Genomic DNA, 12,852 nt, shown 5'->3' with positions numbered 1-12,852 from the left:
TATGAAAGATTTCAACAAGCCTCCTTTCAAACAAAATTCAATTGCAATTGGCTTCACACTTGGTGTGCATGTCATTGCAATTGTTGGCTTGCTTTATTTAGGCATGAGTAAAGCTCCTGAACCTCCAAAGCAAATCAAAACTGTTTTAATTAAGCCTGAAGATTTAAAACCTGTTACCCGTGAAGTAACCGAATTTGAAGAAACAGCACACACCAATGTAAAAGAAGAAATTACACAGACGGCTGAACCTAGTGTTGAAGCTCCTGTTATACCAACAACTCCCCCTATAGACACTCAAAAAGCCAAGCAAGAAGCACAAAAAGCTGAAGCCAAGGCTACTGAAGATGCAAAAGTTGCAAACGCGAAAGCCAAAGCCGCTACTGAGGCAAAAGCTATTGCAGAGGCACAAGCAAAATCGGCAAATGATGCCAAATCAAAAGCTGCTGCCGAAGCGAAAGTAAAAGCCGCAAATGATGCCAAAGCTGCTGCCGAAGCGAAAGTAAAAGCTGCGAATGACGCCAAAGCAAAAGCTACTGCCGATGCGAAACTCAAAGCTGCTAATGACGCCAAAGCAAAAGCTGCTGCCGATGCGAAACTCAAAGCTACTAATGACGCCAAGGCGAAAGCTGATGCAAAAGCCAAAGCTACTGCAGATGCTAAGGCGAAAGCTGCAAATGATGCTAAAGCAAAAGCTGCGAATGATGCCAAAGCGAAAGCTGATGCAGATGCTAAGGCAAAAGCTGCAAATGATGCTAAAACAAAAGCTGCCGCAGATGCTAAGGCAAAAGCTGCGAATGATGCCAAGGCGAAAGCTGATGCTGACGCAAAAGCCAAAGCTGCAGAAGAGGCCAAAGCATCATCTGCAAAAAAAGCAGCTGAAGAAGCTGCAACTAAAAAGGCTGAAGCAAAACGTATTGCATCATCTGCGAAACAAGATTTTGAAAACAAAATTAAACGTGCTTGGGATACACCTTCAGGTTCATCGGGTAAGCGAGCAACTGCCCGTGTCACATTAAGTGATAGTGGTGCTGTACAATCTGTAGTTGTGAATTCAAGTGACCCAGATATGAAAGCAAGTATTGAAGCTGCCGTTCGCTCTGCTGCTCCATATCCTATGCCTTCAGACCCAGATGCAAGACGTGAGGCAAGATCATTTACCTCAAGTTTCACATCAAAATAGTACGTTCACTCACATAAAATAAAGCCATAGGCTAGAACTATGGCTTTATTCAATAAATAATTTTGAAAATTTTTGCTACTTTTTCAAGCATTTTCATACTGTTTTAACAGTTCTTAATAATCATGTACTTTAAATATAATAAATTCGTGCCATTATGTAGAACAAACACAATAAACCATTTGATTTGAGTTAATAACGAATGATGGAAAAAACTCGGAAACATCTGCTCTGCCTAGCTATTCTTACTTCTCTAGGGGCAACAATTTCAATTAATGCTCAAGCACAGCTACATTTAGAAATTGCCAAAGCACCTGAAGAAGCTCCCAAAATTGCGATTGTTCCATTTGCTAACGATTCTAGTCTTTACCCGATTATTGAAACTGATTTGAATCGTTCTGGTAAATTCTCAAGCGCATCGCAAAATTTACCAGCTACAGCAAGCATGAATAATCCAAATGCAGCAGCGTGGCAAAGTGCGGGTGTACCTTATGTTGTGACAGGCACAACAAAGCAAAATGCTGAAGGTGCATATGAAATTCAATACCAACTGTATGATGTACAAAAACAGCAATATTTATTGAATGAATTACTCACTGTTCCTGCATCTCGTATTCGCTCTGCAGCACATATGATTAGTGACACAATTTACGAAGCACTTACGGGCATTAAAGGTGACTTTAGTGGACGAATAGCTTATGTGTTACGCAATCCTGCAACACCGCAAGAACGCTATACACTACAAATTGCAGATTCAGATGGTGCACAACCTCGTACAGTACTTACATCTCGAGATCCAATCCTTTCCCCAGCTTGGACACCCGATGCAAAGAAAATTGCTTATGTGTCATTTGAAACCAAACGACCTGCAATTTATGTACAAGACTTAGCAACAGGTCAGCGTGAAAAATTGGCAAGCTTCCGTGGTTTAAATGGCGCTCCAAGCTTCTCACCAGATGGTCAAAGCATGCTATTTACAGCATCTATGCATGGTAACCCTGAAGTTTACCAAATGAATTTGCAATCTCGCGAACTCAAACGCATGACCAACGACAGCGCCATTGATACAGAAGCGCGTTATGCTCCAGATGGAAAATCATTTATTTTCACATCCGACCGCGGTGGTTCTGCACAAATTTATACTTATGATTTAAATTCAGGTTCAACTAAACGCTTAACATTCCGTGGGGCATTTAATGCACGTGGGACATTAAGTGCAGATGGTAAAAAATTAGCTTTAGTTCACCGCCCAAGTGGCAGTAACTACAAAGTGGCGATTCAAGACCTCAACTCGGGTATTACCAATATTTTAACCCCAACAAGTTTAGATGAGTCTCCAAGCTTCTCGCCTAATGGTCAAATGGTTGTGTATGCAACACGCGAAGGTAATCGTGGTTTACTTTCTATTATGTCTTTAGATGGTCGCTTCCGCATGAATTTACCAAGTGAACAAGGTGAAGTTCGCGAACCTGCTTGGGCACCTAAATAATTTTAAAATTTCAAACTAACTTTTATAGAGATGAATAATATGAAAACACTTAAACTTTTAGCTTTACCGCTTTTAGCAACAGCTTTAGTGATGACAGGTTGTGCAAGTCGCAAACCTGCAAATGTCATTGATGCTACACAAAACCCAAATGGTGCAGGCACTGTAAACACTCAAGGTCTAAGTGAAGATGCTGCTTTAAATGCTCAAAATTTGGCAGGTGCTTCATCTAAAGGCGTAACTGCTGAAAATAAAGCATTTTTAGCAAAACGCGTTGTACATTTTGATTACGACAGCAGCGACTTAACAGCTCAAGATTATCAAACACTTCAAGCACATGCTCAATTCTTAATGGCAAATGCAAATTCACGTGTTGCTTTAACAGGTCATACAGATGAACGTGGCACACGTGAATACAATATGGCTTTGGGTGAACGTCGTGCTAAAGCAGTTGAAAGCTTTTTAGTAACAACTGGTGTAAGCGCTAATCAGCTTGAAGCTGTAAGCTATGGCAAAGAAATGCCAATTAATTCAGCTAATAATGAAAGTGCTTGGAAAGAAAACCGTCGCGTAGAAATTAACTACGAAGCAGTTCCACCGCTTTTAAAATAATACCGTATTGAAAAATATTTCAATTATAAAAAAAGCACTTCATCTTTGAGGTGCTTTTTTATATCTGTAACTTTAAAAAATATTTAAGAATGCGACTCTTCTTCCGAGCTTTGCATGGCTTCAATTAAATCATGTTTATTTACTTTTTTATACTCAGGTTTAGCATCGTAATCTTTCCATGCTGCTTTCACGCTATCTGTGGAAATACCGTCGAGTTTAATTGCCTCGTTGGGCGTTGGAGTCTTATCAAACTTTAACGTTGTCATTTTTTCACTCTCCAATATTTATTCATTATTTATATCAACATAGCATTTTCTAAAAGAGTTGCAAGGGTAAAATCACGTCAAATAGTGTAGTTTAATTTTTCTTTTAGCGCGTTCTGCTCTAAAATAGCCCCAATGTTGTTTTTGATAAGTCTTATCAAACCTATTTGCGGAGTTTCCCAACCATGTCATACCTCACCCTCGCCCAATTCTTACAAAAACAAAGTGGTAATTTAACACCTGAACTTTCTCAAGTGATTGAAAAAATTGCTAATACTTGTAAAGATATTGATCAGCTTTTACAAAAGGGTGCTTTAGCTGGTGTACTTGGAAGTGCGCAACACGAAAATGTACAAGGCGAAGAACAAAAGAAACTCGATGTCATTTCAAATGATTATTTAATCGATGCACTTAAAGTTCATCCACATGTAGGCGGTTTGGCTTCTGAAGAATTAGATGAATTCACTCCTGCTCAAGAAAATGGTGAATATCTTGTTTTATTCGATCCATTAGATGGTTCAAGCAACATTGACATCAACATGTGCGTAGGGACAATTTTCTCTATTCTTCCTGCAAAAAATGCAAAAACTCAAGCTGAAGATTTCATGCAAGCTGGTGTAAACCAAGCAGCTGCAGGTTATGTACTTTATGGTCCATCTACAATGATGGCATTAACCGTAGGTGCAGGTACTGTATTCTTTACATTCGATCCAGAAACAAAAGAGTTTTTACTGACTTCAGAAAATATTCAAGTTGCTGCAGATACCAAAGAATATGCAATTAATGCATCGAACCAACGTCATTGGGAAGCACCTGTAAAACGTTATATCGATGAATTACTTGCAGGTAAAACTGGTCCTCGTGAAAAAGACTTTAATATGCGTTGGGTTGCATGTATGGTGGGTGATATTCACCGTATTCTTTGCCGTACAGGCATCTTCATGTATCCGTACGATACTAAAGATCCGAAAAAAGCAGGTCGCCTACGTTTAATGTACGAAGCAAACCCTATGAGCATGCTCATGGAACAAGCTGGTGGTGCATCTACAACAGGTCGTGTTCGTATTTTAGATATTCAGCCAACAGAACTACATCAACGTGTTCCTGTTGTGATTGGTTCTAAAAATGAAGTCGATCTTGTAACGCAATACCATAACTAATTTCAAAAAATGAAAGTAAGCGATTTATCTAATCTGCTTACTTTCATGGATAAATCTCCCATGCCAGCTTTTTTTCTAGATTCAAAAGACAATCCTAAAATTAAACATTTACGTGGTCTAATCGATCAAAGTTCATATCGTAAAAAGAATCGCCAAACTGTACTTGAAGGTACGCATTTAAGTCTTGCTTGGTTAGAGCAAAAACGTGCAATTACTTCTATTTTTACCACTGAAGCTGCATATAGCCACCCAGATTTAGAAAAAATTGTATCGCTTTATGATGGTAATGTTTTTGTGCTCAGCGAATCTTTATATAAAGATTTAAGTACTTTAGGCACATCTTTGGCTTGTCTTGCAATTGTAGACTTACCTACATCTCGCGAAGCGCTTAATTTTGAAGAAGACACTTTAATTCTAGATAACATTCAAGACCCAGGCAATGTAGGAACTTTATTACGTTCTGCTGCTGCTGCAGGTATTGAGCAAGTTGTTTGTACTAAAGGTTCAGCTTCTATTTGGTCTCCGCGTGTTTTACGTGCAGGTATGGGCGCACATTTTTCATTACATACATATGAAAATGTTGAACTTGAAGACATTATCAACCAATTCACTATTCCTGTTTATGTAACAAGCTCTCATCAATCAGAAAGCTTATATACAAAAAACTTAAGAAAACAATGTGTTTGGATTCTTGGAAATGAAGGTCAAGGTGCTTCAAACTACGCTTTAAAAAATGCAGAAGCTGTTGCCATTCCACAACCTGGTGGACAAGAATCATTGAATGTTGCAATTGCAGGTTCTATTTGCTTCTTTGAAATGGTACGTCAACGCATCTAATAAGCGAATCTTATTGTAAATAGGCTCGCGCTTATTTAAAAATAGATTACACTAGAAAAATAATAACTTGTAATGTCAACCTAACCATTATTTTCAACGTTATATAGTATATAAACTTGTTAATAATGGTGGGTATCCAATGACAGGATTTTCCATCTCTATGGATTCAGCACCTGAACAGTCTCGGACACAAACAACAAGTACTCCAAAGAGTACTGCCGAACTGCGCCTAAAAAACTTCATGAATGAAGTTACAGGTCGTGCTTTAGTCATGATGGAAAGTGCAACCCAAGGTCATCATGGTATTGCAATGGATTTAGTACAAGAGGCGTTTATCTCTTTACATAAATCTTATTCAGACAAAACCACAGATGAATGGTATCCCCTGTTTTACACCATTTTAAATAACAAATTACAAGATTGGCGTCGAAAAGAAGCACGTCGTGTTCAACCATTTTCTTTCTTTAAAAAAGTAAATTTGGATGATGACGATGCAGAACAAATCGATATTGTCGATGAAAGTACGCCTAATCCTTTCGACTTTTTAGATCAAGCAGTGACTGCTGAAGAAATACAAGAAGCGATTGCTCAGCTTCCCACGCGTCAGCAACAAGCTTTTATGCTTCGCGCTTGGGAAGGCTTTGATACGAAAACCACTGCACAAGTCATGAATTGCACAGAAGGTAGTGTAAAAACACATTATCACCGCGCAATACAAGCTTTGCGCTTAAGTTTGTCACATATGAATCCATATACAGGAGGATCATCCGAATGAAACAAGATGATTTCTTAAAACAAGTTTCTTCTAAACTTGATGGACTCGCACAGCATCATCAAAATAAGCCAGCTGTGATGAACCATGTTTTGGAAAAAATCCAAGCTAAAAAGTCATCTAGATATAGCTTTTTCAAAATGTCTGGATATGCCTTAGCAGCCGCTATTACAGGTTTTGTTATTATTCCAAATGCATTGGATATCTCAGCACAACCTGAAAATCAGGTTATTGTAAATCCAAAACTTTCACCGCAAATGGTAGAAGATTTGGAAATGTTAATGGTGATGGGTGAGGACAAAGCTCCACATGATAGCTAAAAGATTAGTGCTTACTTTTTGCATACTTGGCTTTTTACAAACAAGCTTTGCTGGTTTCGATCGTTTTTGGATTTTTTCTAAAGATGCAGATACACAGGTCGGTGATGCTTGGGATAGTATGAGTGATGAAGAACAGCAAGCACTCATTAAACGCTATCAATCATTAAATAAAGAACTTCCCGAATCTGCACGTAATTCATTACAACAACGCATGGATTGGTTCACTCAATTACCTGAAGCTGAAAAACAGCAAATGCGTGAAGCTTGGCAAAAAATGAGTACCCAAGAACGTAAAGATCTAAGTCAACGCCTACAAAAAGCTACGCCTGAAAACCGTGCTGTTATTCGTGAAGAATATATCCACAAATATAAAACGATTTATAATAATTAAGCTTTTTTTAAGCTTCTAAACATCAAAAAAGGTCTCATATGAGACCTTTTTATTTTTTAGTAATGATTAATTTTAATCATACTCATCAATAAGTGCATATATTTGTCGAATATTTGAACCGCTTAATTTGGTTTTCTCACCTTTTAGCAATTGAATCAATTTTTCAATTAGTTGCAATAATAGTGAGGTTTGATGTGGGCCATGAGCAAGCAAATAATCTACAATTTGTGGATCCATATGAACGCCTCTACGTTCTAGGACAGAATTAACCAAAGCAATTCGATCTGCAAATAAACTGCCACTCGGGACTTTACCACTAACCGCTTGCGTGAGACGTGATTGTAAATCTGGAAGTTCTAGCTTTAACTCAATAGGGACAAAACGTGATGAAAAAACAAGTTGACCGCCCATTTCATCATTATAATTAATTAAATGGAATACAGCACGCTGCCAATGTGGAACACCACTAATAGCTTCAATGTCATCTAATGCGACTAAATCGTACTGTTCTAATGAAGTAATGGCTTCGGTTGGCGCATCGAGCAATTCAAGAAGCGAAACGTGAATTGCTGTTTTACCCACTTCTAAATAAGAATCGCAAATAGCAGAAAGCAGATGACTTTTTCCAGTACCTGCCCCGCCATAAACATAAAATCGATTCAAAAGACCTGCGTGTAATTGTCTTACAGCATCTACAACATGCCCCCAACTCGGCCCCGAAAAATCACTAATTCGGGCATCAAGTTGTGGTTCTATGTCTAGTTGCAATTGACGCATAAATATATTTTTGCCTTAGGAATCTTTATTATCTGAAGCTTCAATCTTACCTGAATTTTCAGTCTCTTGCAGTGCTTTTACATCTTGCTTTTTAAGTTCAATATCAACATCAATATCTTGTGTTTGAATGCTAATTGAGCCTGTGCTTGCATCTTGTGAAACAGCCACATGTCGTTGATACATTTGACTCTGCTCGTAAAAATCTCTGAGATGTTTAAGTAGTACCACAATAACTGCAGCAACAGGTAAAGCAAGCAACATACCTAAGAAACCAGCAAGTTGTGCACCCGCCAATACAGCAAATACAACAGCAACTGGTGACAAGCCAATTTTATCACCCAATAAAAATGGCTGTAAAATATACCCTTCTACCGCCTGACCAATCATAAAGACCACGCCAACCAATAAAAGTTGCATCCAATCTAGACCAAATTGGAAGAATGTTGCAATAGCTGCTGCAATAATCCCAACAGCAAAACCAAGATAAGGAATAATACTAGCAAGCCCTGCAATCATGCCAATAATCAGACCAACTTCCAACCCTATCAGTTGCAAACCAACAGCATAAATCACGCCTAATAAGAACATGACAAGGAACTGACCTTTAACAAAAGCCCCTAAAATGCTATGACATTCACCTACAATTTGAAGGGTCGTTTTTTCATAAGGACGAGGAATGAGGCGACGCAAACTATCCAACATTTTTTCCCAATCGAGTAAAAAATAGAAGGAAATAATTGGGATAAGAACAACCACCCCACCCACTTGAATAAAGCTCAAGCCAGATTGTGCTAATCTGGCAATAACACTTTGAATACTGTCTGCACTATAGTTTGTTTGAATATACTCCATGACCGCAGCTGAAATTTGATCTACATCTAATTCCATAGGAACTAAGTCAAAGGTATGCGATGACCATGGTAAAAAGGTATAATTAACCCAATGAATTCCAGCAGGAATACTCGATTTTGCATACATTAGCTGTTGCCAAACGAGCGGTGCTAAATACCACATTGCCCAAGTAACAACTAAACCTATGCCAATAAAAACAATACTAATGGCAACCCAACGCGGCAAACCAATTTTATGAATTTTATCAACTAAAGGGCTAAATAAATAAGCAATGAGAAATGCGCCTACAAATGGAATAAGCACTGGCTTTAATAAGTATAAAATCCAAAGAAATAATCCAATTCCAACCAGGACAAAAATTCGACCTAAGGTGCGATCTACCATAAGAACTCGCCTTTTTTAAGTATATTCATTATAGAAAATAAAATATTTAAACAAAGATAACATTTTAGTATAGAAATTACATAAGAGTTTCGTATATTCAGGTTATAATCCCCGCGCGAATGCGGAGACTTCAATATGAGCAACTCAACTTCTACCCCAAACACTGGTTTAAGCTACAAAGATGCAGGTGTCGACATTGAGGCGGGCGACGCGTTAGTCGATCGTATCAAATCTGTCGCTAAGCGCACTGCACGTCCCGAAGTAATGGGCGGTCTAGGTGGCTTTGGCGCACTTTGTAAAATTCCTAAAGGTTATGAAGAACCTGTTCTCGTATCTGGCACGGATGGTGTTGGTACAAAATTACGTTTAGCATTGAACTTAAACCGTCATGACACAATTGGTCAAGACTTGGTTGCAATGTGCGTAAACGATCTTCTTGTGTGTGGTGCAGAACCATTATTCTTCCTCGATTACTACGCAACTGGTCACTTAAATGTAGACGTTGCAGCAAATGTAGTAACAGGTATTGGTAAAGGTTGTGAACTTTCAGGCTGTGCGTTGGTTGGCGGTGAAACTGCTGAAATGCCAGGCATGTATGAAGGTGAAGACTATGACCTTGCAGGTTTCTGTGTAGGTGTAGTTGAACAAAGCAAAATTATTGATGGTTCAAAAGTTAAAGCGGGTGACGTTTTAATTGGTGTTGCATCATCTGGTGCTCATTCAAACGGTTACTCACTTCTCCGTAAAATTTTAGATGTTAAAAATGTTGATTTAACTCAAATCGTAGATGGTCGTCCGCTTGCAGATGTTGCAATGGAACCAACACGCATTTACGTTAAACCAATTCTAGAACTTCTTAAACACGTTGATGTTCATGCAATGGCACACATCACGGGTGGTGGCTTACCGGGCAACCTTCCACGTGTATTACCAAATGGCGCACAAGCAATTGTGAATGAGTCATCTTGGGAGTGGCCTTCACTATTCCAACTTCTACAAAAAGAAGGTGGTGTTGAACAATTCGAAATGTACCGCACATTTAACTGTGGCGTAGGTATGGTTCTAGTTGTTGATGCAGCAGATGCAGATAAAACTGTTGAAATGCTAAATAGTCTTGGTGAAAAAGCATGGACAATGGGTCATATTACTGACAATGCAGAATCTGTTTCAGGTGCTGACGAAAAAATCCGTGTGATTTTCGCGTAATAGACATCCCATGATTAAAATTGCTGTACTTGTTTCAGGCAGTGGTAGCAACCTACAAGCCTTGATTGATGCAAATCTTTCGGGGCAAATTGTAGGTGTTATTTCCAATAAACCTGATGCATATGCTTTAGAACGTGCAAAAAATGCAGGCATTCAAACAGCAGCCATTGAACACAAGCAATATCCTACTCGTGAAGCCTTCGATGCAGTTATGCATCAACAACTTCTAGATTGGGATGTTGATTTAGTGATTCTTGCTGGTTTCATGCGAATTTTAAGTGCTCAATTTGTGCAATCTTGGAAAGGGAAAATGGTCAACATCCACCCTTCTTTATTGCCAAATTACAAAGGTATGCATACGCATAAACGTGTTTTGAACACAGGTGATGTTTTTCACGGATGTACTGTGCATTACGTGACAGCTGAACTTGATGCAGGTCAAGCACTGGCTCAAGGTGTGGTAAAAGTATCGAACCAAGATACCGAAACATCTTTAGCAAATCGTGTTCATGAGCTTGAGCATATTATTTATCCTCAAGTTGTTGAATGGATTTGTACTGGCGCGTTAAAACATACTTCAAATGGTGTGATCTATAGAGATCACCCAATGAAAGCACCCGTTCAGTTTTGTAAGTTCTAAAATTTAAATCATAAAAAAACGCATCCGAGGATGCGTTTTTTTATTGTCAAAATTTAAGTATTTTGCTTGATGAGATCTTTCAACATTTGTGCAATTTCGATTGGGCGTTCTAAAGGAAACATATGCCCGCCCTCTTCTACACTAAATGGAATACCAAATTTCTTTTGTGTAATTTGCGGGAATTTACGTGCTAAAAATGGACCATCTTTCGCAACAACCAATTGCACAGGAACTTTGGGTTTTGCCTGAGGCAACCACCATAAAGATGGATTGGTACGGAAAATTTCAACTTCATCATCACGTGAAATGGTGAGTTCAACACCACCACGAACAGAATCATCCTTCAAAGCATATTGAATATAATCATTAAAACAATCTATATCAAAATGCTGATAGAAACCTTTTGGACGCAATAACTCAGCTGCTTGTTCACGAGAATCCCAATGATCACGACGACGTTTCGATAAACCTGCGGGCGACATTTTATCAAGTGCCTTTAAGCGCAGTAATTTAGCAATATGAAATGCAAAACCATCCTTACCTACAATTAATGGTGGATCGAGCATAATCACTTGCTCAAACAGTTCTGGGCGTTGTAATGCTGCCTGAAAAGTCAGAACTGAACCCAATGAATGCCCTAAACCAATTACTTTACGTCCATTTGCTTGACGTACAATGCTATCAATCACTTGCTGAGTTAAGCTTTTCCAATGATTATCAATTGGGTATCGCTTATCTGGACCAAGCAATGGCACATAAATAATGTCAAAATCATCCTTAAGTGCATCAAATAACTTTTGATATACCTTCGATGGCACGCCATTGGCGTGCGCAAAATGAATTAATGGCTTCATTGAATTTTCGCACTTTGTTCAGTTTGAACTTGCTTAGAAAGTGAAGTCGCAAAACCCTCACCAACTGAAGCCCCCATACGATCCAAAATAGAATCAAATGGACTATATTCAACTGTATAATTTACAGCAGTGTCTAACTTAAGCTCACGTTTAAGTGTATTTAAGCTACCTGTTTTATCTGCAATACCCAATTTAACCGCTTGTTCACCTGTCCAGAATAAACCAGAAAAAATTGCTGGATCTTGAGATTTTAATTTTGCACCACGACCTTCTTTTACTGCATGAATAAAGTGATCATGAACATTATCTAACACTCCTTGAACATGCGCTTTCTGTGCTGCATCTACAGGTTGTGTCATCGACAACAATGCTTTGTTTTCACCTGATGTCATGGTTCTATCTTCAACACCCAATTTGTGCATTAAATTGTTCACGCCATAATTCGGCATAATGACACCAATCGAGCCAACAAGACTTGATGGATTAACAATAATTTCATCTGTAGCTGAAGCAATATAGTAAGCACCTGATGCACCTGTATCGCCAATAATTGCATAGATTTTTTTATCTTTATGCTGTTTTTTCAGATACTGAATTTCTTGCCAAATTTCATCAGACTGAACAGGTGAACCACCTGGTGAATTAATATTTAACACCACAGCTTTACTACTGGTATTTTCAAAAGCTTTGCGTAATGACTTAATGGTATCGCTACTATTCACGCTTTGTTTGTCAGCAGCAATGGTACCTATGATATTTACAACGGCAATATGTGGCTCTGAGGCAGGAGAAGATGCATTATTACTACAGCCTTTACCCATAATCACGAGTAATAAAAAAATATAACCAAAGGTTAAAAATTTGAAAAATATTCCCCATTTACGTGCTTTTCGCTGTTCATCCACAGACACCAAAATAACTTTTTCTAACAACTTCCATTCTTCGCCAGTAGGCTGTTGTTGAATTTTTTGACTATTTTGATCTTTATCTTGTGGGTTTGGCGGCCAATCCGACATAAAAATATTCCAAAATTTATTAATATTGCCAACATTATATACAATGATGGTGCGTTCTATATTTATACATCACAAATTACCTTATAATAAATTGAATTATTTCTC

15 protein-coding genes are annotated in these 12,852 nt (G+C 38.3%); 10 read left to right on the top strand and 5 right to left on the bottom strand.

Features of this window, described 5'->3' with window-relative positions; all coding sequences use genetic code 11:
- Position 1 precedes the first annotated feature (1 nt).
- The 3 genes from tolA (at position 2) to pal (ending at position 3,275) form a co-directional block, all read left to right on the top strand.
- Positions 2 to 1,180 (top strand): cell envelope integrity protein TolA, encoded by a 1,179-nt coding sequence (gene tolA, locus GTK57_RS10375; RefSeq protein ID WP_163123333.1) that lies wholly within the window; start codon positions 2 to 4, stop codon positions 1,178 to 1,180.
- 202 nt (positions 1,181 to 1,382) lie between these two features.
- Positions 1,383 to 2,666 carry a Tol-Pal system beta propeller repeat protein TolB gene (gene tolB, locus GTK57_RS10370; RefSeq protein WP_163124722.1) on the top strand — a complete coding sequence of 428 codons (1,284 nt, stop codon included), beginning with the start codon at positions 1,383 to 1,385 and terminating at the stop codon, positions 2,664 to 2,666.
- Positions 2,667 to 2,705: 39 nt separating this feature from the next.
- Positions 2,706 to 3,275 (top strand): peptidoglycan-associated lipoprotein Pal, encoded by a 570-nt coding sequence (pal, locus tag GTK57_RS10365; RefSeq protein ID WP_163123330.1) that lies wholly within the window; start codon positions 2,706 to 2,708, stop codon positions 3,273 to 3,275.
- An 83-nt stretch (positions 3,276 to 3,358) separates the two neighbouring features.
- Here pal and GTK57_RS10360 read toward each other — a convergent pair whose 3' ends face one another.
- The gene (locus GTK57_RS10360) at positions 3,359 to 3,541 is read right to left on the bottom strand and encodes an NF038105 family protein (RefSeq protein ID WP_163123327.1); all 183 of its coding nucleotides are present in this window, start codon (positions 3,539 to 3,541) and stop codon (positions 3,359 to 3,361) included.
- A gap of 182 nt (positions 3,542 to 3,723) precedes the next feature.
- Between GTK57_RS10360 and GTK57_RS10355 the strand changes: the two genes are divergently transcribed.
- The 5 genes from GTK57_RS10355 to GTK57_RS10335 all read left to right on the top strand — a co-directional run bounded on the left by GTK57_RS10355 (position 3,724) and on the right by GTK57_RS10335 (position 7,018).
- The gene (locus GTK57_RS10355) at positions 3,724 to 4,698 is read left to right on the top strand and encodes a class 1 fructose-bisphosphatase (protein ID WP_163123324.1); all 975 of its coding nucleotides are present in this window, start codon (positions 3,724 to 3,726) and stop codon (positions 4,696 to 4,698) included.
- Positions 4,699 to 4,758: 60 nt separating this feature from the next.
- Complete coding sequence (locus tag GTK57_RS10350) at positions 4,759 to 5,535, top strand: TrmH family RNA methyltransferase (RefSeq protein WP_152874150.1); 777 nt, start codon at positions 4,759 to 4,761, stop codon at positions 5,533 to 5,535.
- A 160-nt stretch (positions 5,536 to 5,695) separates the two neighbouring features.
- Complete coding sequence (locus GTK57_RS10345) at positions 5,696 to 6,310, top strand: RNA polymerase sigma factor (protein ID WP_163124719.1); 615 nt, start codon at positions 5,696 to 5,698, stop codon at positions 6,308 to 6,310.
- Entirely contained in the window at positions 6,307 to 6,627 is a 321-nt protein-coding gene (locus GTK57_RS10340) for a hypothetical protein (RefSeq protein ID WP_163123321.1), read from the top strand. The genes GTK57_RS10345 and GTK57_RS10340 overlap by 4 nt, the downstream gene beginning before the upstream one ends.
- Positions 6,617 to 7,018, top strand: coding sequence for a DUF3106 domain-containing protein (locus tag GTK57_RS10335; RefSeq protein ID WP_152874152.1), 402 nt, complete (start codon positions 6,617 to 6,619; stop codon positions 7,016 to 7,018). The genes GTK57_RS10340 and GTK57_RS10335 overlap by 11 nt, the downstream gene beginning before the upstream one ends.
- 72 nt (positions 7,019 to 7,090) lie before the next feature.
- On the opposite strand, the gene hda is transcribed toward GTK57_RS10335, so the two are convergent.
- Positions 7,091 to 7,795, bottom strand: a complete 705-nt coding sequence (hda, locus tag GTK57_RS10330; RefSeq protein WP_152874153.1) for a DnaA regulatory inactivator Hda — start codon at positions 7,793 to 7,795, stop codon at positions 7,091 to 7,093.
- 15 nt (positions 7,796 to 7,810) lie between these two features.
- Positions 7,811 to 9,031 carry a chloramphenicol efflux transporter CxpE gene (cxpE, locus tag GTK57_RS10325; RefSeq protein WP_152874154.1) on the bottom strand — a complete coding sequence of 407 codons (1,221 nt, stop codon included), beginning with the start codon at positions 9,029 to 9,031 and terminating at the stop codon, positions 7,811 to 7,813.
- Positions 9,032 to 9,166: 135 nt separating this feature from the next.
- On the opposite strand from cxpE, the gene purM reads away from it, so the two are divergent.
- Both purM and purN read left to right on the top strand, forming a co-directional pair.
- Positions 9,167 to 10,237, top strand: coding sequence for a phosphoribosylformylglycinamidine cyclo-ligase (purM, locus tag GTK57_RS10320; protein WP_163123318.1), 1,071 nt, complete (start codon positions 9,167 to 9,169; stop codon positions 10,235 to 10,237).
- Between the two features lie 10 nt (positions 10,238 to 10,247).
- The gene (gene purN, locus GTK57_RS10315) at positions 10,248 to 10,877 is read left to right on the top strand and encodes a phosphoribosylglycinamide formyltransferase (RefSeq protein WP_163123315.1); all 630 of its coding nucleotides are present in this window, start codon (positions 10,248 to 10,250) and stop codon (positions 10,875 to 10,877) included.
- Between the two features lie 53 nt (positions 10,878 to 10,930).
- Here the strand turns inward: purN and GTK57_RS10310 are convergent, their stop codons facing one another.
- Positions 10,931 to 11,731 carry an alpha/beta fold hydrolase gene (locus tag GTK57_RS10310; RefSeq protein WP_152874157.1) on the bottom strand — a complete coding sequence of 267 codons (801 nt, stop codon included), beginning with the start codon at positions 11,729 to 11,731 and terminating at the stop codon, positions 10,931 to 10,933.
- On the bottom strand, positions 11,728 to 12,747 hold the full coding sequence (sppA, locus tag GTK57_RS10305) for a signal peptide peptidase SppA (RefSeq protein ID WP_163123312.1): 1,020 nt from the start codon (positions 12,745 to 12,747) through the stop codon (positions 11,728 to 11,730). Before sppA ends, GTK57_RS10310 begins: the two co-directional genes overlap by 4 nt.
- Positions 12,748 to 12,852 lie beyond the last annotated feature (105 nt).

The organism is Acinetobacter portensis, assembly GCF_010646905.1.
Classification (GTDB): domain Bacteria; phylum Pseudomonadota; class Gammaproteobacteria; order Pseudomonadales; family Moraxellaceae; genus Acinetobacter; species Acinetobacter portensis.
The sequence above is the reverse complement of the archived record's forward strand: the minus strand, read 5'-3'. Positions and strand labels throughout refer to the sequence as shown.